Genomic DNA, 21524 nt, shown 5'->3' with positions numbered 1-21524 from the left:
TAAAAGGAGAGATTGAACATGAGCAGAAGAACAGCAATCATTGCAAGCAACGGAGGACTATCTGACGCATATAAGGTATTTAACATTGCAACTGCAGCGGCAGCAACGGATCAGGAAGCAGCAATCTTTTTCACATTTGAAGGCCTGAACCTGATTCACAAAGAAGGAAATAAGCAGCTTTCAATGCCGGAAGGAAAAGAGCATTTTGCGGAAGGATTTGCGAAAGCCAATGTCCCTTCCATTCCAGAACTCGCAGCGATGGCTAAAGAGATGGGTGTCACATTCATCGGCTGCCAGATGACGATGGACGTCATGGGACTGACCACGGACGATTTCATCGATGGAATAGAAGTCGGCGGAGCGGTCACATTCCTTGAATTCGCAAAAGATGCCGATGTAACACTGACATTTTAATTTTTTTTACAAATTAATATACCCCAGGAGGTAAATGAGATGGCCATTAAAAAAATGACAGCTAAAGAGATCACGCAGCGTGTTTTTAACAAAAAAGAGTTGTTTATCCTGGACGTTCGAAATACAGATGCCTTTCAGGATTGGAAAATTGAAGGGGAAAACATGGAACACCTGAACATTCCTTACTTCGATCTTCTTGATGGAGTAGAAGAGGTTCTGGATCAGATCCCGGCTGATAAAGAGACAGTCGTTGTATGTGCAAAAGAAGGCTCATCGATCATGGTGGCTGAGATGCTGGATGAAGCCGGCCGGGAGGTTTCCTATCTCGAAGGCGGTATGAAGTCTTGGAGTGAATACCTCGAGCCGGTGAAGGTCGGGGATCTCAAAAACGGCGGAGAGCTGTACCAGTTCGTCCGAATCGGAAAAGGCTGCCTGTCTTACATGGTGATTTCCGGAGGAGAAGCAGCTGTCATCGATTCTACGCGTATGGCTGATGTCTACACCGTGTTCGCGGAAGAAAAGGGAGCTGTCATCACACATGTGTTTGACACCCATCTTCACGCGGATCACATTTCCGGAGGGAGAGCGATCGCTGAAGCAACAGGTGCCGCATACTGGCTTCCTCCTAAGGATGCCGAAGAAGTAACCTTTGAATACAAGCCGCTGGAAGACGGCAAAGCAGTCGAAATCGGAAGCTCGGTCATCAGCATTGAAGCACTATATTCTCCTGGTCACACGATCGGCTCCACTTCCTTTGTGATTGATGGACAGTACCTGCTTTCCGGAGACATCCTGTTCATCGATTCCATCGGCAGACCGGACCTTGCCGGGCTCGCTGACGACTGGGTCGGTGACTTGAGAGAGACATTGTACAGCCGCTATAAAGAGCTTTCTGAAGACCTGATTGTCCTTCCGGCTCACTTCATGATCATCGAAGAGCTGAACGAAGATGGCAGCGTGGCCAAACGACTCGGCGATCTTTTTGCTGAAAATCACGGCTTGAACATTGAGGATGAGCAGGAGTTCCGCAACTTGGTGACAGACAACCTGCCGCCGCAGCCGAACGCATATAAGGAAATCCGTCAAACGAATATGGGCAAAATCAGCCCGGATCAGGAAGCGCAGCGCGAGATGGAAATCGGACCAAACCGCTGTGCAGTCAGATAAAAAGGAGAGATGAAGATGAATGCACATAAAATGTTAGACGCAAAAGGGCTTGCATGCCCAATGCCAATCGTAAAAACGAAAAAAGCAATGAACGAGCTGCAATCCGGCCAGGTACTTGAAATTGAAGTAACCGACAAAGGCGCCAAAGCGGACCTTACTGCCTGGTCTGCTGCAGGCGGACACGAGCTTCTGGATATGAAGGAAGAAAATGGCGTCCTGAAGTTCTGGATTAAAAAAGGATAACACATGAAGGGAAGGGAGCCGCTGCAGGTTCCCTTCTTCTTAAAAGGAGGTTTTTCAGATGGATTTAGCATTTATCATTACGATTTTTCTGATTGGATTCATCGGCTCGTATATTTCCGGAATGCTCGGAATCGGCGGGTCCATTATAAAGTATCCGATGCTCTTATACATTCCGCCGTTGTTCGGACTGGCCGCTTTCAGCGCGCATGAAGTGTCCGGAATCAGTGCCGTTCAGGTATTTTTCGCCACAATCGGCGGAGTCTGGGCTTATAGAAAGGGAGGCTACCTCAATAAGCAGCTGATCGCGTACATGGGGGTCAGCATCCTCGCAGGAAGCTTCATCGGCGGTTTCGGCTCGAAATTGATGTCTGAAGACGGGATCAACCTCATCTACGGCATCCTCGCTCTGATTGCCGCTGTCATGATGTTTATCCCGAAAAAGGGAATCGACGACATCCCGCTTGACCAGGTGACCTTCAATAAATGGCTGGCTGCCGCGCTCTCCCTGATCGTTGGAGTCGGGAGCGGCATTGTCGGTGCAGCGGGAGCCTTCCTGCTTGTCCCGATCATGCTCGTTGTGCTGAAAATCCCGACGAGGATGACAATCGCTTCATCCCTCGCCATCACCTTTATTTCGTCGATCGGAGCGACAGCGGGCAAGCTCACAACCGGGCAGATCGAGTACGCCCCGGCCGTTATCATGATCATCGCCAGTCTGATCGCATCCCCGCTCGGAGCAATGGCAGGCAAAAAAATGAACACAAAGGTACTTCAAATTATTTTAGCAGTCCTGATTTCAGCCACGGCTGTGAAAATCTGGCTCGATCTCTTTTAACTCTTTCTGACAGGCGCTTTCGCCCGTTTCATTTTCCCGAAAAAAACCGCGGCACCGGCGAGAATGGCTACAGCTGTTTTCACCCGGAATCCCTCCTTCGAATGAGCTTTTTTTCATAGGGCATGCTAGTTCCTGAGAACACCTTCAGGAAAGGAGCAGAACGCATGAAAAAGAAATGGACCCTTCTCACCGGCCTCATCCTGACAGCAGGTCTCACCGGCTGTGCAGACGATCCGGACAGAGAAGAAGAAAACGAAAACCCGCCTGTCGAACAGGAAAACTACGACATGGAAATGAAAGACGGCAACATGAGCCCGGACGATATGAGGAACGGACGCTACCCTTCTGAACAGGACGGAGAAATGGACCGCGAGACAGAGCGTCAAAAAGAAGAGAAAATGAAAAAAGAGATGATGGATTGAAAAAGAGGGCACGCCTCAAAGGGCAGCCCTCTATTTATTTTGAAGAAACAGGCTCCTGAACCTTATGAAGCTTCGAAGAAAAAGCCTGCAGCAGGTCTTCCCCGTCCAGCCCTTCGTCCAGCAGCTCAGTCAGAATCTTCTCGGCGTCCCCAAACGGACGGTTGGCCGTCATTTTTCCGGAAAAAAGAACGGAGATGAGGTTGTTTTCAAGCTCCACCACATTCCGGACAGAAGCCTTCAGCTTTGCGGGAGTGTTCGTTCTCTTGGAAATCGTCACCACGAGCACCTGTTCATTTTTCTCTTCAAGCAGTTCTTTAAAGCGATCCGTATGCTCACTGCTGACGAGAGATTCGAGCAGCCAATCGTTCTCGCCATCTTTTTTATTGATGACCAGTCCATCCTGTAAAGGGATCTCATCATAATGGCGTCCGTTCTCATCAGTCCGTGCAATCTTCATGGAAACAAGCTTAAACGTCTTCAACTCTTCCACCTCCGCATTGTTTTCCAGTTGTTTTTACTATTATAACACAGGCCAAAGTTTTTCTTAGCTTTTGCCAAAATTGAAAAATGGATTCCCGAAACAGCAGGTTCTTCCCGCTTCGGACCCATATCGAACAAATTCCCCCGCGAAAACTCATTTTCCCTTATTTTTCCTCAGAGAAAGAATCCGGTACAATACGGAAGAATCCACCAGAAAGGAGAATCCTCACTTGATCAACCACGTTACGCTTGTCGGACGCCTCACAAAAGATCCGGAAATCCGTTATACAAAGGATGGTGCACCGGTCGCCTACATTACCCTGGCCGTCAGCCGCAACTTCAAAAACCAAGCAGGCGAAATTGAAACAGACTTCGTCAACTGCACCCTTTGGAGAAGAACCGCAGAAAACACCGCCAACTACTGCCAAAAAGGCTCGATCGTCGGCGTTACCGGCCGAATCCAATCCCGCAAATACGAAAATGCAGAGCGCCGCATGGTCTATGTCACTGAAGTCGTCGCCGATTCCGTCCGCTTCATGAGCGGCAAACCCCGCGAGCTCGCCGAACAGGAATCCTAAAACCCGCCTCACCCCAACAACCCTTCATAGAGAAAATCCCAAAACCTCCTCCGATACCCTCATTTTATGCCAGCTGAACTCGGGCTGGTTTTTTTCATCTTTGGAAAATGGAAAATGCGGGGGCAAAAACCGCCGTTAACAGAGTACAGGGCATGGAAAATGGAAAATGCGGGGGCAAAAACCGCCGTTAACAGAGTACAGGGCATGGAAAATGGAAAATGCGGGGCCAGTTCCGCCGTTAAGTGAGTACAGGGCATGGAAAACAGAAAATGCGGGGTCAGATACCGACGCTAACAGAGTACAGGGCATGGAAACGGAAAATGCGGGGTCAGTCCCGCTCTGCTTTAACGCATGCGGGGACAGAGACTCACCGCTGCAAGCCCTTGTGACGCAAAGTTTTCCGAACATGGTGCCGGAGCTTTAGTACGGCAGAGAATGTGGGGACTGGCACGGTGCCAGTCCCCTGCTGCTTTAATGCAGCAGGGGACAGAGGCTTGCATTCGCAAACCCTTGCGCAGCAGTGGATCCGGGATTCGGTGCCGGAGCTTTATCCCTTTAGCAGAGTGAGGGTCAGACACCGCGGCTATCAGAGTACAGGCCAAAGGCCAGACACCGCCGCTATCAGAGTACAGAGCAAAGGTCAGACACCGCCGCTATCAGAGTACAGAGCAAAGGTCAGACACCGCCGCTATCAGAGTACAGGCCAAAGGCCAGACACCGCCGCTATCAGAGTACAGAGCAAAGGCCAGACACCGCCGCTATCATAGTATAGGGCAAAGGCCAGACACCGCTACTAACAGAGTACAGACCAAAGGAAGATCTAGCTATTTAATCCATCAGGGCAAATTTGCATCACAAGTTTGCCCCTCCGCAATTTCGGGAACTCTTTTATTGATAAAGCGAAACCTTTTTACCTCTCATCCGTACAAATGGTTTCGGGCACGGTTTAGATCGAAACAGGAGGCGCAGATAAACAATGGAAAATTGGATTACGCAATTTATGGAGCAGTACGGATATTTTGGGATCTTTTTAATGATCGCCCTGGAGAATGTGTTTCCTCCGATTCCATCTGAGGTCATTTTGCCGTTCGGAGGCTTTATGACGACTACCTCAAATCTGACGCTTGTGGGGGTCATTCTCGCTGCTACAGCGGGATCGGTGCTCGGCGCCCTGATTCTTTATTATGTCGGCAGACTGCTCGATGTCGAACAGCTCGAGAAATTTGTGGACAAGTGGGGACATATCCTTCTTGTATCCAAAAAGGAAATTCACCGGGGAGACGCCTGGTTTGATAAATACGGAAAATGGACAGTGTTTTTCTGCCGGATGGTGCCGTTCGTCCGCAGTGTCATCTCGATTCCAGCCGGCATGTCCAATATGAATGTATGGCTTTTCCTCCTCTTTACAACGCTCGGAACCTTGATTTGGAATATCCTCCTCGTCTCTCTCGGGGCAAAGCTCGGTGAAGCATGGCCTAAAATCGGAGAATACATGAGCATCTATTCCAACATCATCTACGCAGTGCTTGCGGTTCTGCTCGTAATGATCATCGTCTGGTACGTAAAAAGGAGAAAAAAGTTCAAACAAAGCTAAAAAGAGCAGGATATCAAGGATATCCGGCTTCATTTTTGTCATTAAATGTCGATACATAGCATGTAACCTACATTATTACGGAGGCATGCTATGATCTTTAAAAATATGAAAATCCGCAACCGGCTCATCATTTACACGTCTATCCTTTTGCTGATTCCGGCACTCTCGATTGGAATCTTCGGCTATTTTTCAGCAAAAAAAGAAGTGCGCAGCCAAATCGAGACATCAGCGAAAAGCCAGGTTGACCTGCTAAACGGGCTGACGGATCAATTCTTTCAAAACAAACGCGATGTCGTTGAACTCTTTTCCCAGACACTCAACAGCTCCTCGTTCGAAGACACGCGCTATTTAAACGAGAGGCTGGGCTATATCAGCAACGCCTTCAGCGAAGTCGCCTTCACCTATATTGGAACCGACCAGGGCACCATGTACAGCTTTCCTAAAAGTGAATTTCCATCCGGCTATGATCCCCGTGAACGGGATTGGTATAAAGAAGCGATGAAAGACGGGGGAGAATCCATTGTCACCCCGCCTTATAAAGACGCGGTATCAGGAAAAATGGTGGTCACGATCGCGAATACCCTATCCGATGGCAGAGGGGTTCTGGCCATGGATATCGACCTCGGAGCCGTGGCAAAGGCGGCAGATGAGGCGAAAATCGGCACTAAAGGTTATCCCATCATTCTCGACAGCAGCGGGAAAATCGTTGTTCACCCGACCCTGAAGCCTGGAGAAAAACTCGATAAGAGCATCAGCGGTCCTGTATTCAAATCAGACAGCGGGTCCTTCGAATACACCTTCAACGGAGCCGATAAATCGATGGCCTTCACAACAAATGAACAGACAGGCTGGAAAGTGCTCGGCACCATTGACACATCTGAATACAGAGAACAATCCGCTCCCATCTTAGTAAACATGGTCATTATCGTCCTGATTTTCATTGTACTGGGCACGATCTTAAACTTCTTGATCATCCGCTCCATCGTCCGTCCGATCCGCCTTCTATCCGGTGTTGCAGAAAAGGTCAGCGGAGGAGATCTGACGGAAAAAGTTCAGGTATCCTCAAGAGACGATCTCGGCCAGCTTGGAATGGCCTTTAATAGAATGATCGATTCCCTGACAGGACTCTTATCGCACATCGAGCAATCCTCCAGTACTCTCGCAGCGTCGAGCGTGGAGGTCCAGGAGCACTCTGTAGAGGTCAGCCGCATCACCAGAGAAATCGCCCAGTCCGTCGACGAACTGTCGGACGGAGCTGAGACCCAAATGACAAGCACGGAAGAAACAGCAAAGGCCATCCAGGAAATCGCAAGCGGCGTCCAGCACGTCGCAGAACGTGCAGCATCTGTCAGCCACTCCGTAACAGAAGCGGCAGAGCAGACGCATAAAGGCCGCGTATATATCGAAAAAGCATCGAAACAAATGGATGAAATCAATCACTCAGTAGAAGAAACAACCCGTCTCGTAAAAGAGCTGGGCGAAAAATCCGCTGAAATCAACAAAATTGTCGACGTCATCACAGGCATCTCAGAACAGACGAACCTTCTCGCCCTCAACGCAGCCATCGAGGCAGCACGCGCAGGCGAGCACGGCAAAGGCTTCGCCGTAGTGGCAGACGAAGTGCGAAAACTCGCCGAAGGCTCAAAGCAATCGGCTGAGCAGATCACCACGCTCATCCGCTCCATCCAGAAGCGGACCGATCTGGTGATCGAACACATGGAAGCAGAAAAAACACAGACAGCAGAAGGCCTGATCTTAATGAAGGAAACAGGCGACAACTTCCAAACCATCCTTCAAGCCGTCGAAAACGTAAGCGGACAAATGGAAGAAGTCTCCGCCACCGCGGAGCAAATGTCTGCAAGCTCCCAGGAAGTCACTGCATCGGTAGAAGAAATGGCCAGCATCGCCACCGAATCCGCCAGCTCCTCCGAACAAGTCGCCGCCGGAGCCCAGCAGCAATTTTCATCAATGGAAGAAATCAGCCAATCCATCACCCGCCTCGCCGGCCTAGCCAGCGAGCTGAAAGACGAAGTGGCGAAGTTTAAAATGAAATAATGGCAGGAGAGAGAAGGAGGGATCCTTCTCTTTTTTTTGTGGGGGAGCGGCGCACTGACCGCACTGCATGCGGGCTGCTGGTGTCTGACCCTCACTTCTCTACCGAACAAAAGCTCCGGCACCGCCTCTGCAATCCCTTGCTGGGCAAGGGCTCCTGCAGTCGTGCCTCTGTCCCCCGCTGCGTTAAAGCAACCGGGGACTGGCACCGTGCCAGTCCCCACATTCTCTACCAGACTAAAGCTCCGGCACCGACTCTGCAATCCCTTCTGCCCCAACGAATTCCATCCTCAAGTCTCTGTCCCCACATGCATTAAAGCAGAGCGGGACTGACCCCCCCAGTAGGCCAGCAGCAATCCCATCAATAACAGTAGCAACCCCGCCTATCACACCCATCCCATCCCCTGCCTATCACACTCAAATATAACAATCCCATAACAATTTCAACCAATCCGTAATCCCTCTGTCACAATCTCAATATCTAGTAATATCTAAATTTTCTGTCGAAATAGCCCCATAGTTTTAGAAATAAAATATGAAATGAGAAAAAAATCACTTTTATAAATGGTTTATCGTTTCCAATTTCGGGTATAAGTAGATAGAATTAACCAATTTACTACTAATTTCTAAGTATTAATTGAAATTAGATAGTGATACATTTTACAATTAAAGTAAATTCAGGTAAGGGAGATGTTGAGAAATGTCACAACTAATCAAAGTAACACCGGAAGAGCTTTACACGAAAGCAAATGATTACAAAGCAGAGAGCGAAAATGTACATCAGCAAATCGGACGTTTGAACACGAAGATGCAAGAGCTTCAGGAACTTTGGAAAGGTTCTGCAAGCGATGCTTTCGCTACTCAGTGGGAAGAGCTTCGTCCATCCGTTCAAAAAATGGAAGTTATGCTTGCAGAAGTAAGTGAGCAGCTAACTAAAACTGGACAGGCGCTTCAACAGGCTGACCAGGATATCGCCGGCCAAATCCGCGGCTGATTCCGTCCGCAATCCAGCAAAGACGCTAGAAGAGCGCCATATTCTTCGCGGATTATGGCGCTTCTTTAATTCCTGAGGTGAAAAGGCATGTATATTGAAGTGACAGTAGACTTGAAAAATTATACCGGAGAAGTATTTGATCTTCGCCTATCAGACTATCATTCAGTTAAGAAGCTGATCGATATTGTCTGGCAGGCTAAATGCATTTCTGACCCACCTCGAGAAGGGCATTGGGTGCGCGTTCCGAATAAAGAGATGGTCATCCCCGGAGACCTTCAGCTTGGAACGAGCGGCATTATGACTGGAGACCGACTTGAAATTCTCTAAAGGAGCCGGAACACATGGCAGAAAAACATCCCGATTATTTGGAACAGCAGCTGGAATGCACAATCACAAAAGAAAATAATGAGTGGAACTTCCGTTTTCAGCAGGAGAAAATCAAACTGGATGACCAGCTTGAAATCGCCATGCTGGAAAACATCGATCCGGATATTGAGCGCAAGATCAGTATGATCGAGGATGAACTCCTGATTCTGATCAAGCCAAAGGAGTCCTATCAAACGTTTGAAGCGCTGCATAAAAAGGACCGGCACAGCCGCTGGGTATTCGCCCATCATTTAGTGGAGAGAGTCCGCGCGCACTCCTATCCGCGGGTGCATCTGATCGTTGCCCCGGATAACATGGTGCTGACAAAAGGGCTTGCCCCTGTTTTCCTCCATTACGGGGTGAAAGAAAGCCTGCCGCCTTATGAGCAGGATGAAGAGCGGATCTGGCATGAAGTGCGGGCCGTCATCGCAGCCGCAGTAGATGAGAAATTCAGTTTTGAACAATACATCAAATTTCATACCACCCTCCAGATTTCACCTCTAGTAAAGGAAATATTTGATACAGAAACAACGGAACAGCTGACCGCGCTGATCAGCAGGAAGATTGAGAAACTTGAAGAACGCGAACGGGCGCAAGTACATATTCCGCAAAAGAAATGGAAGACCTTCCGTTACGTCGGCATCGGGCTGCTCGCCCTTTTGATTCCTGCAATCATCTATACGGCTTTCTCTGTATTTTTCCTGCAGCCGCGGGCTGAGGCATTTATCCGGAGCAGTGAGTACTACCAGAAGAACAATTTCAGTGATGTCATCAATGAACTGGAAAAATACAAAGTGGAAGATATGCAGTCCATCGTTCAGTATCAGCTTGCCCACTCTTATATCGTGACAGGGGATTTTCTTCTCGGGGATACGAAGAAGAAAGTGCGGAGCGATCTGACTCTCCAGACGGATAAGCGGTATTTTGATTACTGGATCCGGATGGGCCGCGGAGAGAGTGAACGGGCACTGGAAATCGCCAGGGAACTCGAGGACCGCTTCTCGATCATGGCAGCACTGATCAGCCACAGGGAAACGCTTCAGGCTGACAGTAAACTGGACAGTGAAGAAAAACGGCAGAAAGTCGCTGATTTGGATAAGGAATACAACGATCTGAAAGAAGCGCTTGATGAGGAACGGGCAGAGAGTGAAGAGGTTGAAGAAGCGAGACAAGAAGCGTTAGAACAAGTTCAAAATGCAGAGCAGAAAGAACAGGAACAGGCGGAAGCTGCAAAGAAACAGGCAGAAGAAGCGAAAAAGAAAGCCGAGGAAGCTAAGCAAAAACAGCAGGACAAGCCGGCAGAGCCGAAAGCCAATTAATCAAATGGTCCCCTCCTAAAGAGGCGGACCTTCTATTCGCAACAGAACAAGGAGGCAATTGCACATGGCCACTTTATGGGTCTTTTATCAGCGGACTTATCAGCCATATCACATTCCGGATTCGACAACCCGCTCTCTGACAATTGGACCTGATTACAGTGACACGGTTACGGTCCGGTCTTTTCCGTTTGCATCCGGTGCGCTGGAGCTCTCAAGAGAGGAAAATGGAACCGGCTTTTCCATTGCGGTGAACGGGGATGTGAAAGGGAGCCTTGCGGAAAAAGGATCGTTCGTTTGGGAGGATCAGGGCCAGACGCTTGTGGTGTGCCTCACTCCTGAACTAAGGAAGGCAAGGTCCCTGTTTACAGGCTATGAAAAAGAAATTCTCTTTTCCGGAGAAGATGGCCATGTGTCCAGTGCCAACCCGGCAGCAGACGGGTGGTTCCGGCTTGTTAAAGGGAAAAACAGCTGGCACTTGGAATCCGGGAGCAAGCGTCTTTATAAAAACGGCCACCGTGTATCAGGAAAAACGGAGGTGCAGACCGGGGATATTTTAATGTGGGGCTTCATGACGATCACCCTGGCAGATGACGATGTTCTCTCCATTAAAGACCTGGAAGAATTCAAGACGTCCCTTCCTCCGGTCGAAAAGCCTGAGAGTGAAATGAAAAAGAAATACCCGGTTTACCGGCGGACACCGCGGATGATCTACGAGCTGCCCGACAAAAAAGTAAACCTGAACATGCCGGCGCAGGAGTCGGAGGATAACAACCGGGGTCTGTGGCTTATCATTCTTCCTCCTCTCGTCATGCTGATCCTGATGGGGATCGTTGCCCTTGTTCAGCCGCGGGGAATCTTTATTATCATTACGGTTGCCATGTTTTCCATGACCCTGATCACTTCCACAACCCAGTATTTCAAGGACCGCAAGCAGAGAAAGAAACGCGAAGAACGCCGCGTAAGAGTCTATAAAGCCTATTTGGAGCGTTCCCGCACCGAGCTTCAGGAGCTTGCGGAAGAACAGAAAAAAGTGCTTCGCTATCATTTTCCTTCCTTTGAAAAAATGAAATACATGACACAGGATATCTCCGACCGCATCTGGGAGCGGACGCTGGACAGCGCTGATTTCCTTCAGCTGCGCATCGGGCATGGAAACAGTCCGTCAAGCTATACTGTGTCTTTAAGCAGCAGCGATCTGGCCAACCGGGAAATTGACGACCTGCTCGAACAGTCCCAAGCCCTTGAAAAAGCGTATAAAGAAGTAGGGCCTGTTCCGATCCCTGTAAACTTGAGCACAGGAGCGATGGGGTTGATCGGAAAAGAAAAAACGGTCAAAAAGGAGCTGCACCAGCTCATCGGCCAGCTTGCCTTTTTTCACAGCTACCATGATCTGCGCTTTGTTTTTATTTTTGATGAAAAAGAATACGATGAATGGCAATGGGTGAAATGGCTGCCGCATTTCCAGCTGCCGCATGCCCGTGCCAAGGGGCTGATCTACAACGAACAGACGAGAGACCAGCTCCTGTCTTCGCTATATGAGCTGATCAAAGAGCGCGATATCCAAAAGGATGAGAAGGGAATCTTCTTCTCTCCGCAGATCGTGTTCATCGTCACCAATCAGCAGCTGATCGCAGATCATATCATTTTGGAGTACTTGGAGGCGGAAAATAAACACCTCGGCATTTCCTCCATTTTTGCAGCCGAAAACAAGGAAAGCCTCACCGAGCACATCCACACGCTCGTCCGTTATATTAATGAAAAAGAAGGCGACATTCTCATACAGGAGAAGCGTGCGGTCCAGATTCCGTTCAATCTTGACCAGCACACACTCGAAACGAATGAAACGTTCGCCAGGACTCTGAGGACACTTGACCACCAAATGGGGATGTCAAACTCCATCCCGAACAGTGTTTCCTTCCTTGGAATGTTTCAGGCGAAGGAAGTGGACGAGCTTCCGATCGAACAGAACTGGCTGACGAAGGAATCCGCGAAATCCCTTGCTGTGCCGATCGGTCTGAAAGGGAAAGAGGACATTGTTGAGCTGAACCTTCACGAAAAGGCTCACGGTCCGCACGGATTGCTTGCCGGTACGACCGGTTCAGGGAAAAGTGAATTCCTCCAGACATACATCCTGTCGATGGCAGCACATTTCCACCCTCATGAGGTGGCGTTCCTCCTGATTGATTACAAGGGGGGCGGGATGGCTCAGCCGTTCAAAAACATGCCGCACCTTCTTGGCGTCATCACAAACATTGAAGGCAGCAAAAACTTCAGTGCGCGTGCCCTCGCCTCGATCAAAAGCGAGCTGAAGCGCCGCCAGCGCCTGTTCGATCAATACCTGGTCAATCACATTAACGACTACACAAAGCTTTACAAAAAAGGAGAGGCGAGCGACCCGCTGCCGCATCTTTTCCTGATTTCCGATGAGTTCGCCGAGCTGAAAAGCGAAGAGCCGGAATTCATCCGCGAGCTCGTCAGTGCGGCCCGGATCGGACGAAGCCTCGGCGTTCACCTGATCCTCGCGACACAGAAGCCGGGCGGCGTCATCGATAACCAGATCTGGAGTAACGCCCGTTTCCGCGTGGCCCTTAAAGTTCAGGACGCGACAGACAGTAAGGAAATCCTGAAAAACGGCGATGCTGCAGCGATCACTGTCACAGGCCGCGGCTACCTGCAGGTCGGAAACAATGAAGTGTATGAACTGTTCCAATCCGCATGGAGCGGTGCACCATACAACGAGGAAACGAGTGAGGGAGAGGATGAGGTCGCCCTCGTCACCGACCTCGGCTTTATTCCGCTCTCAGATGTCTCCGGCACAGGGGAAAGAAAGCGTGATTCGCAAAGCGAGATCGAGGTCATCGTCGATAAAATCGAGCAGACCCAGAAGAAGATGGGCATCAAGAAGCTGCCAAGTCCGTGGCTTCCTCCGCTTGAAGAACGCATCTCCCGGATCCCGCACATGTCAGCGGAAGAGGGTGAGGTCGTGATGGGAATCATCGATGAGCCGGAAAAGCAGAGCCAGACGCCATTCCACTACCAGCTCGTGGACGACGGCAGCATCGGCATTTTCGGATCTTCCGGTTACGGGAAATCGACGACAGCCATCACCCTGCTTATGGGAATGGCGACGAAGCTGACACCAGAGGAACTAAACCTGTACATTCTTGATTTTGGAAACGGAGCCCTGCTCCCGCTCAGGCAGCTGCCGCATACGGCGGATTACTTCCTGGTCGATCAGTCGAGAAAGCTTGAGAAATTCCTGATAATTTTAAAAGGAGAGCTTTCCCGCCGGAAAAAGCTTTTCCAGCAGCAGGAAGTATCCAGCATCAAAATGTACAACAGCCTGAGTGAGGAAAAGCTCCCAATCGTTTTCATCACCGTCGACAACTTCGACATCATCAAGGATGAAATGTACGATTTCGAAACGGAGCTGAACCAGATCTTAAGGGACGGCCAGTCACTCGGAGTCTACATGATGCTCACTGCAACTCGGTCGAACTCCGTCCGTCATGCAATCATGAGCAATCTGAAGACAAAAATCGCCCACTATATGCTCGACAGCTCAGACTTGTACGGCATTGTCGGCAGACCTCCTTACGCAATGGAAGCGATGCCGGGACGCGCTTTTATCAAAAAGGACCAGACGTACTTCGCGCAAATGCTCCTCCCTGCGGACGGAGCGAATGATTTCGAGGTGCTCGACCAGCTGAAAGAAGACATTCAGATGCTCGTTGAAAAATACAGCGGCTATAACCGTCCGAAGCCGGTTCCGATGCTTCCGAGCGAGCTTTCAACGATCACCTTCTCGCAATATATGGATGGCAATCAGCGTCCGGGCATCATCCCGATCGGCCTCCATGAGGAAGAGGTGCAGCCGGTTAACCTCAACCTGCTGAAAAACAGGCACTGCCTGATCATCGGCCAGTCGCAAAAAGGAAAGACGAACGTCATCAAAGTCATCGTCAACACCGCCATGTCACAATCGGATGAGCGGATCGCCCTTTTTGATTCAATTGACCGCGGACTCTCTAGCTATGCGACAGAAGAGAAGGTAGCGTATCTTGAATCGAAGGAAAGCATGCTTGACTGGCTTGATAAGGCCGAAGAAACGATGGCAGCCCGTGAACAGCTGTACATGGAAGCCGTGAACACAGGCAAGGCCGGGGAAGTGGCCTTCGCTCCCATTCTGCTCGTCATCGACGGCTACGCGCGGTTTATCCAGACGGCGGATGCTACCGTCCAGGACCGCATCGTCAAGGCGATGAAAAACTACAGCCATCTTGGCTTTAACATCATCGCATCAGGCAGCAGCAACGAAATATCTAAAGGCTATGACACACTGACCTCTGAGATGAAACAAGTCCGCCAGGGAATCATCCTGATGAAAAAATCCGAACAAACCATCCTTAACCTTCCATATGACCGGAAGGAAGAAGAAATCCACGCAGGGTTCGGCTACTACGCAGAGAATGGCAGGGCGACCAAGATTCAAATTCCTCTAAGCACGATTGAAAGGAAGATTTATTCATGAAGGAACAAACAAAATACATGGTGAAAATGATCCTCGCAGTCATTCTCATCCTCGCCGTCCCTGCCCTGTTTTTCCAAACCATCGGGGAGAACCCGATGGAGGTACAGGATAAGGCGACCCGGACCATTGCTGTTGTAAATGAAGACGTCGCAACCGATGAAGATCCCCTTCAATTCGGAAAAGTAGTCGCCCAGGTCATGGGGGAAAACTCCGACTATGAGTGGAAGAGTCTCGGCAGAAGTGCTGCAGAAAGCGGCATGAGAAACAAAGAACTGGACGCCGTCGTATACATTCCCTCGGATTTTACAAACAACGTCCTGACGTATGACGAAACCGAACCGATCAATGCAGAATTCGAATTTGCCATCCAGAATCAGCTGACCGCGATCGACAAGGAACGCGTGTTGAGAACCATTGAAAATGCAACGGATACCGCCAACAAACGCACCGCCGTTTACTATTGGGATTCAGTAGCGCAGGAAATGGACGATGTAAAAAAGAAATTCGACAGCATCTTGGATAAAGAAAGCCAGTTCCAGGAGACGATGATCGCTTTCTATAAACCGAGCTCAAAAGATCTCTCAGGAGAAATTGATTCTCAAAAACAAATGCTCGTCGACCTTCAAAAAACGATGACTGACGCTGCAAAAACAGCACCCGAAAGCGAGCAGAACGCTGAACAATTTGAAGCAGATGTACAAGCTTTCGTCAAGGCCGTAGGCCAGTACCAAGATTACCAGCGCGGCCAGCTGAGTTTAATGAATGACCTGCAAACCGAAACAGCTGCAGGAATCCAGGAAACACTCGCAAATCAATCCAGCCTCACAAACGAAAATCTTGAACTGATGACCGTGCAGACCGAAGCCCTGAACACACAAATGTCCGGGATTGACACCATCCTGCAGGCAGGAGCCGACCAATCCAGCAACATCGACGCCGTGCTCGAGGAACAAATCTCAAGACAATTCGTCGAAATGAAAAACCTTCAGGCCGAGTACCTGGCCTTTTACAGAACGACTTCAACGCAGCTTGCATTAAACGAAGTCGAACAGGCACTCCCTGATTTAAAAGCCGTTCTCGCCACCGCACCAGAGCCAGACCCGGAAAACCCAGACCCGGAAAACCCGGATCCGGACCCAGAGAACCCGGACCCAGAGAACCCAGAGAACCCGGAAACACCAGATACGCCGGAGAACCCGGATACTCCGGACCCAGAAACACCGGAAACTCCAGGTACACCAGATCCGGAAAACCCGGGTGGAGAAAACCCTCCAGCCGATCCGGGACAGATTGCAAGCACGAAGGAGCAGCAGGAAGCCATTCGCGCGATCGCGGATCAGGCATCTTTGCTTCAGCAAGTGTTGGATGCTCTCCCGGAGCCAAAGCTTGAAGAACTCGTCAATGCAGCCGGATTCCTTGGAGACCTTTCCGGCCAGGCTGCGGAAATCGAAAAGCAGCTCAGTGAGAAGGATCTGAGCAATCAGGAATTTCAAAAAGCGTACGACGAGCTCAAAGCGGATCTTGACACAATCGTCAAAAGTCAGGATGACATCCTAAAGGAAAACGAAAGATTACTCGCCGAGAACAAAGACCTGACAGACCGGATCGGGCTTCTCTCTTTACAGATCACGAACCTGTCTGAAGAAGTGAAAGAAACAATCGCCAAAAAAGAACAGGCCATCCTTGCTTCAGAAAGCCTTTCCGATGAACGAAAGGAAAAACTGAAACCGGTATTCGATCAGCCTGTTCAAAACGATTCCCTGCAGCCTGTTCTCAACTACTATTCAAAGCTTGAGCAATATGAAGCTGTCCTGAACAGCATAAAAACAGCGGAAGACCCTGCAGCGGCAACAGTGCTTGCCAACGAAGAACTAAACAACAAAACAGTGGCAGCTCTTGTACCGACCGACAAAGAATTTGAGTTTGCCGAATCCATTACGAGCAAGTTCCCGTCTGCTCAGATGGAGGTCCAGAAGCTTCAAGAAACAACTAACGAATTCCTGCAGCAAAACAGCACCAGTATCGCAGAACAGCAAAATGCGATGCTGGATGAAATGACACAGATTCAGACAAATGCCGGCGAACTCCTGCAGCAGATCAACGGAGGAGCGGCAGTTCCTGGAGAGCCTCCGGTAGCGGAAGCGGAAGAAGGTCTGACGGAAGGAACAAGCCTTGTGTCAGGCACCACAGGTGTTACATCTGCCATCGACCAGATGAACAGTCTGATGGACTCCCTTGGCGAACGCCAGGCGAGCGTAGTAGGGTACACAGACAACCTGTATAAAAAAGTAGACGAAGTACAAGCCCAATCAGATGAACTGAATGACAAATGGGCGACCAACGTTGCAGCCACGAAGCTTTCAAGGGACCAAGTATTCGAAGTGCTGGACAACACCCGAAAAGACGGACAGGATAACGGATATGTCTACAACCACCTGGCAAATCCAATCCAAATCTCAGGTGAGGAGCCGGTCGAACAGGCTAAAGTCGTTCCGCCGGTTGTCATCCTGGTCATTGTCCTCCTGAGCAGCCTTCTAATCGGCTACTTCAGCGGGGTGTACTTTAAAGCAGCACCGTTCTGGCTGCGCGCCACTCTGTTCATTCTATTGAACGTCATCGTCGGACTGCTGATCAGCTTATTCGGAACGAGCATCTACAACCTTGCGGATGACCGGGCGATCCAATGGACGCTCTTTACCATCCTGCTGCTGCTCACAGCCTCAAGCCTCATCCGGGTGGCCTTCCTGTTCGGCAGCACACCTGGGATGCTTGCAAGCGTCGGCCTGACAGCATTCTTTGTAAGTCCGCTGCTGGCCCTGACTGTACCGAATTTTTCATACAGTGATCCAATTTCAAATGTCTATATTTCCATCCAGGAAGATACTGAGAACCTGTTTACAGAAGGCTCTCTCATCCTGATCGGAATATTCGTCATCCTGACGGTCATTCCGTTTATCGGCAAAGCGATAATGGACAGCAGATCTGCTCAAACAGAGGAAGTCTAATCCAAAAGGAGGGACCATCCGCTGTGAACAAAAAAATGAGAGTGATTGCCGGAGCCATGATCCTGCCGGCTCTCCTCCTTCTCAATCCCTATGCGAGCGCAGAAGAACAGGAAACAGAAGCGCCGAGCATCCAGGACCTGGCACCGAACACGTATGAAAAAGAAGTCATCGAGCAGCAGGAAGAGTACTTCTACGAAGACTCCCTGTATGAAAAAAAGGGGAACCTTCCAGAAGAGCTGCAGGACCTTCAATATGAACAGCGTGACCCTTACCAACAGCAAAGACAGCTCAATGAACTGTTCTTAGCATTCGAAAACAACAATCTTGAAACGAACTCTACCGCCGCGAAGCTTGCCCAAAGTGGTGTGTTCACGGACACGGATGAAAAACTGTTCCAAAGCACCGGCAGCCGTGGGATTCAGCCGGTAACAGAAGAGGATACAGGCGGCTCTACGCTGACCATCCTCTACATCACCATCATCGGAATCGGAATTCTTTCCGTCCTCCTGTTCCTCATCCCCAAACTCACAGCAGGGAAAGAGGAAGAACTATAAGCAAAGCCTGCTCTCAGGCTTTGCTTTTTTGGTTCTAAAAAACAGGTTTGTCCCGGCAGTGAACAGGGTAAAGTAATAAACCTAAAGTCCGTTTTAAGAACACCCCAGTTTGTAAAAGGAGAGAATTCATGAATATATACGCAGAACAGCATCGTACCTTGGGGATCGAAAAGGTTTGGGGCAATCCCGATAAAGAAATATCAGCGATTTACTATGATTCAAGACAAGTGCAGACCGGGACTCTTTTCGTATGCATCAAAGGGGAAAACCACGATGGGCATGCTTATATTCATGAAGCCGTTCTTGGCGGTGCAGCAGTCATCGCTGGAGATGATGCAGCCAAACTTGAAGAACATGCGCATCTCTACCCTGATACAGCCTTCATTTATGTAAAAGATGCCCGGAGCTTCTTAGCCGCAGCTTCTATCCTTTTTTATAAACGCGTACATGAACAAATCATAACCGTCGGCGTGACCGGTACGAACGGCAAAACAACCGTCGCAGCCTACGTGAAATCCTTAATGAATAACATCGGAGTGCCAAGCGGCTACATCGGAACCATCGGCATGTATTCTTCAAAAGGCAAATTGGATTTCAGCCAGACGACACCGACCACACCGGAATCCCTCGATATGCACACCATCTTCTCGGAACTTTACAGCAAAGGCGACAGACTGGCAGCAATCGAAGTGACCTCCGTAGCACTCGAGCAGAAGCGGGTGGAAGGGATCCAATTTGATGTAGCCATCCATACCAATCTGACACCAGAGCATCTTGAATTTCATCATACATTTGAAAAGTATAAAGAGGCGAAACTCAAGCTGTTCCGCCAAGCGAAAAAAGCAGTCGTCAACATCGACGACGAAGGTATGGCTTCAGACATCCTTGAAACGTTCAAAGGTCCGCTGCTCACCTACAGCCTGAATCCAAACTCAACCGCCGACATCAAAGCAGCCAACATCAAGATGTCCAGCAAAGGAACATCCTTTGATCTGATTGCCGGCCAAACCATCTATCACACAGAAGCACCGGTCTTTGGCCACTACAACATCGCCAACCTGCTCGCAGCCATCTGCACAGGCCTGCACGAAGGATACCAGCTTCCTGACCTGCTGCTTGCTGCCGAATCCATCGAAAATCCGGAAGGAAGAATGGAAGTCCTGCACGAGTATGGAAACCGGACCATCATCCTGGACTACGCCCATACTCCGCCGGCACTCATCAACCTGCTGAAGGAAGTAAAGAAAATGCCGCACCGCCGCCTCATCGTCATGATCTGCGGCATCGGCATCCGTGACCGAGAAAAAATGCCGAAAATGGCCCGCGTCATCGAAGGCCAGGCAGACGAAATCATCGTCTCCGTCGACCATCCCGGTTTCAACAATCCAATGGACATCGTCACCCAGGTCATGACCGGATTCAATAATCCCCATGCCCGCAATATCCATAAAGCACCCACCCGCCACGAAGGAGTCCTGACAGCCCTTGACCTCAGCAGCGAACAAGACCTCATCGTCCTGACCAGCGGCTGCATCAACGGCGCCCAAATCGTAAAAGGGAAGAAAATCCCCCACTCCGACCGGGCCATCATCCACGAGTACTTCGACGAAACCGTGGCAGCCAAGCAAATAGGGGTAATGTGATGACAGCCTGATTTTTGGGGCTGTTTTTTTGTATTTAAACCGTTAACTGGTGTCTGACCCGCACTTCATTAGCGAACTAAAGCTCCGGCACCTACTCTGTGAACCCTTGGTAGACAAGGCCTCGCAGCAGCAAGTCTCCTTCCCCCGCTGCGTTAAAGCAGCAGGGGACTGGCACCGTGCCAGTCCCCACATTCTCTACCGAACTAAAGCTCCGGCACCAACTCCGCAACCCCTTGCCACTCAAGGGTTCACAGCTGCAAGTCTCTGTCCCCACATGCGTTAAAGCAGAGCGGGACTGACCCCGCCACTCCATCTGAAAACTCAATTTCCTTTTTCAAAAACACAATTCCCGCTATTTGACTGAGAACCTTCCGCCGGCTACCCTTGATGTATCCAAGCAAGAAAGGAAGAGAAAAAATGCCCCGTAAATTAAGAGACTGGAAAGAGAACACCATCTATCACATCACCGCAAGAGGAAACCGGCGAATGGAGATCTTCCATTACAAACAGGACAGGGAAAAATATCTGGAATTGCTCGGAGAAGTCTGCACCCTGTACCCCTTCAAACTTCATGCCTATTGCCTCATGTCCAACCACATTCATCTTCTCCTCGAAACGGAAAGTGTTCCCTTAAGCTCCATCATTCGAGTCCTCCATTCACGCTACGCTGTATTCATCAATCACCGCCACAAATATGAAGGCCATCTGTTTCAAGGCCGATTCGCAGCATCTGAAATAAGAGATGACTACCAATTTAAAGACACAAGCCGCTACATTCACCTGAATCCCGTCAAATCAAGCATCGTCCTTCATCCAAGTGAATACCTCTGGAGCAGCTATGAAAGCTATATCCGCAACAGACCCAACCCCTACATCACAAAAGAAAAACACTTCTCCCTCTTCCCAAAACCATTTGAAAAAAACTATCAAAAGTTTGTCGAAATAAGAAAACCCCAATCTGCCACGTCGGATTAGGGTGAAATTTGTTTACTAACATAATCAAGTTACGGAAAATAGAATTTTGCTGATGAATAAGAAGAGGGAAATCGAGATTTTAATGAGTGGGAAAAGGAGGTCTCTGACCCGCACTCCATTAGCGAGCTAAAGCTCTGGCACCGACTCTGGAATCCCTTGGTACACAAGGCCTCGCACCCGCAAGTCTCCGTCCCCCGCTCCGTTAAAGCAAAAGGGGACTGGCACCGTGCCAGTCCCCACATTCTCTACCGAACTAAAGCTCCGGCACCAACTCCGCAACCCCTTGCCACTCAAGGGTTCACAGCTGCAAGTCTCTGTCCCCACATGCGTTAAAGCAGAGCGGGACTGACCC

17 protein-coding genes are annotated in these 21524 nt (G+C 49.7%); 16 read left to right on the top strand and 1 reads right to left on the bottom strand.

Annotation, left to right across the window (positions count from 1 at the left end):
- The first annotated feature begins 18 nt into the window (after nt 1-18).
- From GKZ89_RS11195 to GKZ89_RS11175, 5 genes are all read left to right on the top strand, one after another.
- Nucleotides 19-414, top strand: a complete 396-nt coding sequence (locus GKZ89_RS11195; protein WP_155112500.1) for a DsrE/DsrF/DrsH-like family protein — start codon at nt 19-21, stop codon at nt 412-414.
- Nucleotides 415-453: 39 nt separating this feature from the next.
- The gene (locus GKZ89_RS11190) at nt 454-1581 is read left to right on the top strand and encodes an MBL fold metallo-hydrolase (protein ID WP_155112499.1); all 1128 of its coding nucleotides are present in this window, start codon (nt 454-456) and stop codon (nt 1579-1581) included.
- Between the two features lie 15 nt (nt 1582-1596).
- Complete coding sequence (locus tag GKZ89_RS11185) at nt 1597-1824, top strand: sulfurtransferase TusA family protein (protein ID WP_155112498.1); 228 nt, start codon at nt 1597-1599, stop codon at nt 1822-1824.
- Between the two features lie 58 nt (nt 1825-1882).
- A complete protein-coding gene (locus GKZ89_RS11180; RefSeq protein WP_155112497.1) occupies nt 1883-2659 on the top strand; it encodes a sulfite exporter TauE/SafE family protein in 777 nt (258 codons plus the stop codon).
- A gap of 164 nt (nt 2660-2823) precedes the next feature.
- On the top strand, nt 2824-3081 hold the full coding sequence (locus GKZ89_RS11175) for a hypothetical protein (protein ID WP_155112496.1): 258 nt from the start codon (nt 2824-2826) through the stop codon (nt 3079-3081).
- Nucleotides 3082-3115: 34 nt separating this feature from the next.
- Here the strand turns inward: GKZ89_RS11175 and GKZ89_RS11170 are convergent, their stop codons facing one another.
- Nucleotides 3116-3562 (bottom strand): YwpF family protein, encoded by a 447-nt coding sequence (locus tag GKZ89_RS11170; protein WP_155112495.1) that lies wholly within the window; start codon nt 3560-3562, stop codon nt 3116-3118.
- A gap of 229 nt (nt 3563-3791) precedes the next feature.
- On the opposite strand from GKZ89_RS11170, the gene ssb reads away from it, so the two are divergent.
- From ssb to GKZ89_RS11115, 11 genes are all read left to right on the top strand, one after another.
- Entirely contained in the window at nt 3792-4139 is a 348-nt protein-coding gene (gene ssb / locus GKZ89_RS11165; protein WP_155112494.1) for a single-stranded DNA-binding protein, read from the top strand.
- A 976-nt stretch (nt 4140-5115) separates the two neighbouring features.
- Nucleotides 5116-5733 (top strand): DedA family protein, encoded by a 618-nt coding sequence (locus GKZ89_RS11160; protein WP_155112493.1) that lies wholly within the window; start codon nt 5116-5118, stop codon nt 5731-5733.
- A 90-nt stretch (nt 5734-5823) separates the two neighbouring features.
- Complete coding sequence (locus GKZ89_RS11155) at nt 5824-7788, top strand: methyl-accepting chemotaxis protein (protein WP_155112492.1); 1965 nt, start codon at nt 5824-5826, stop codon at nt 7786-7788.
- A 697-nt stretch (nt 7789-8485) separates the two neighbouring features.
- Nucleotides 8486-8779, top strand: a complete 294-nt coding sequence (locus GKZ89_RS11150; protein WP_155112491.1) for a WXG100 family type VII secretion target — start codon at nt 8486-8488, stop codon at nt 8777-8779.
- Nucleotides 8780-8866: 87 nt separating this feature from the next.
- Nucleotides 8867-9106, top strand: coding sequence for an ESX secretion system protein YukD (gene yukD / locus GKZ89_RS11145; protein WP_155112490.1), 240 nt, complete (start codon nt 8867-8869; stop codon nt 9104-9106).
- 14 nt (nt 9107-9120) lie between these two features.
- A complete protein-coding gene (gene essB, locus GKZ89_RS11140; protein ID WP_155112489.1) occupies nt 9121-10464 on the top strand; it encodes a type VII secretion protein EssB in 1344 nt (447 codons plus the stop codon).
- A 64-nt stretch (nt 10465-10528) separates the two neighbouring features.
- On the top strand, nt 10529-14995 hold the full coding sequence (gene essC / locus GKZ89_RS11135) for a type VII secretion protein EssC (protein WP_155112488.1): 4467 nt from the start codon (nt 10529-10531) through the stop codon (nt 14993-14995).
- Complete coding sequence (gene esaA / locus GKZ89_RS11130) at nt 14992-18000, top strand: type VII secretion protein EsaA (RefSeq protein ID WP_155112487.1); 3009 nt, start codon at nt 14992-14994, stop codon at nt 17998-18000. Before essC ends, esaA begins: the two co-directional genes overlap by 4 nt.
- Nucleotides 18001-18023: 23 nt before the next feature.
- Complete coding sequence (essA, locus tag GKZ89_RS11125) at nt 18024-18554, top strand: type VII secretion protein EssA (RefSeq protein ID WP_155112486.1); 531 nt, start codon at nt 18024-18026, stop codon at nt 18552-18554.
- 128 nt (nt 18555-18682) lie between these two features.
- Nucleotides 18683-20197 (top strand): UDP-N-acetylmuramoyl-L-alanyl-D-glutamate--2,6-diaminopimelate ligase, encoded by a 1515-nt coding sequence (locus tag GKZ89_RS11120; protein WP_155112485.1) that lies wholly within the window; start codon nt 18683-18685, stop codon nt 20195-20197.
- A 417-nt stretch (nt 20198-20614) separates the two neighbouring features.
- Nucleotides 20615-21172 (top strand): REP-associated tyrosine transposase, encoded by a 558-nt coding sequence (locus GKZ89_RS11115; protein ID WP_155112484.1) that lies wholly within the window; start codon nt 20615-20617, stop codon nt 21170-21172.
- The last annotated feature ends 352 nt before the right edge of the window (nt 21173-21524 follow it).

The organism is Metabacillus mangrovi, assembly GCF_009711125.1.
In the GTDB taxonomy this organism is placed as follows: domain Bacteria; phylum Bacillota; class Bacilli; order Bacillales; family Bacillaceae; genus Metabacillus_B; species Metabacillus_B mangrovi.
The sequence above is the reverse complement of the archived record's forward strand: the minus strand, read 5'-3'. Positions and strand labels throughout refer to the sequence as shown.

Coding starts and splice junctions, on each gene's coding strand:
- GKZ89_RS11185 (WP_155112498.1), top strand. CDS start 1,597: ATGAATGCACATAAAATGTTAGACGCAAAAGGGCTTGCATGCCCAATG.
- GKZ89_RS11175 (WP_155112496.1), top strand. CDS start 2,824: ATGAAAAAGAAATGGACCCTTCTCACCGGCCTCATCCTGACAGCAGGT.
- GKZ89_RS11155 (WP_155112492.1), top strand. CDS start 5,824: ATGATCTTTAAAAATATGAAAATCCGCAACCGGCTCATCATTTACACG.
- GKZ89_RS11115 (WP_155112484.1), top strand. CDS start 20,615: ATGCCCCGTAAATTAAGAGACTGGAAAGAGAACACCATCTATCACATC.
- GKZ89_RS11160 (WP_155112493.1), top strand. CDS start 5,116: ATGGAAAATTGGATTACGCAATTTATGGAGCAGTACGGATATTTTGGG.
- GKZ89_RS11190 (WP_155112499.1), top strand. CDS start 454: ATGGCCATTAAAAAAATGACAGCTAAAGAGATCACGCAGCGTGTTTTT.
- GKZ89_RS11150 (WP_155112491.1), top strand. CDS start 8,486: ATGTCACAACTAATCAAAGTAACACCGGAAGAGCTTTACACGAAAGCA.
- essC (WP_155112488.1), top strand. CDS start 10,529: ATGGCCACTTTATGGGTCTTTTATCAGCGGACTTATCAGCCATATCAC.
- GKZ89_RS11180 (WP_155112497.1), top strand. CDS start 1,883: ATGGATTTAGCATTTATCATTACGATTTTTCTGATTGGATTCATCGGC.
- essB (WP_155112489.1), top strand. CDS start 9,121: ATGGCAGAAAAACATCCCGATTATTTGGAACAGCAGCTGGAATGCACA.
- yukD (WP_155112490.1), top strand. CDS start 8,867: ATGTATATTGAAGTGACAGTAGACTTGAAAAATTATACCGGAGAAGTA.
- esaA (WP_155112487.1), top strand. CDS start 14,992: ATGAAGGAACAAACAAAATACATGGTGAAAATGATCCTCGCAGTCATT.
- GKZ89_RS11120 (WP_155112485.1), top strand. CDS start 18,683: ATGAATATATACGCAGAACAGCATCGTACCTTGGGGATCGAAAAGGTT.
- GKZ89_RS11195 (WP_155112500.1), top strand. CDS start 19: ATGAGCAGAAGAACAGCAATCATTGCAAGCAACGGAGGACTATCTGAC.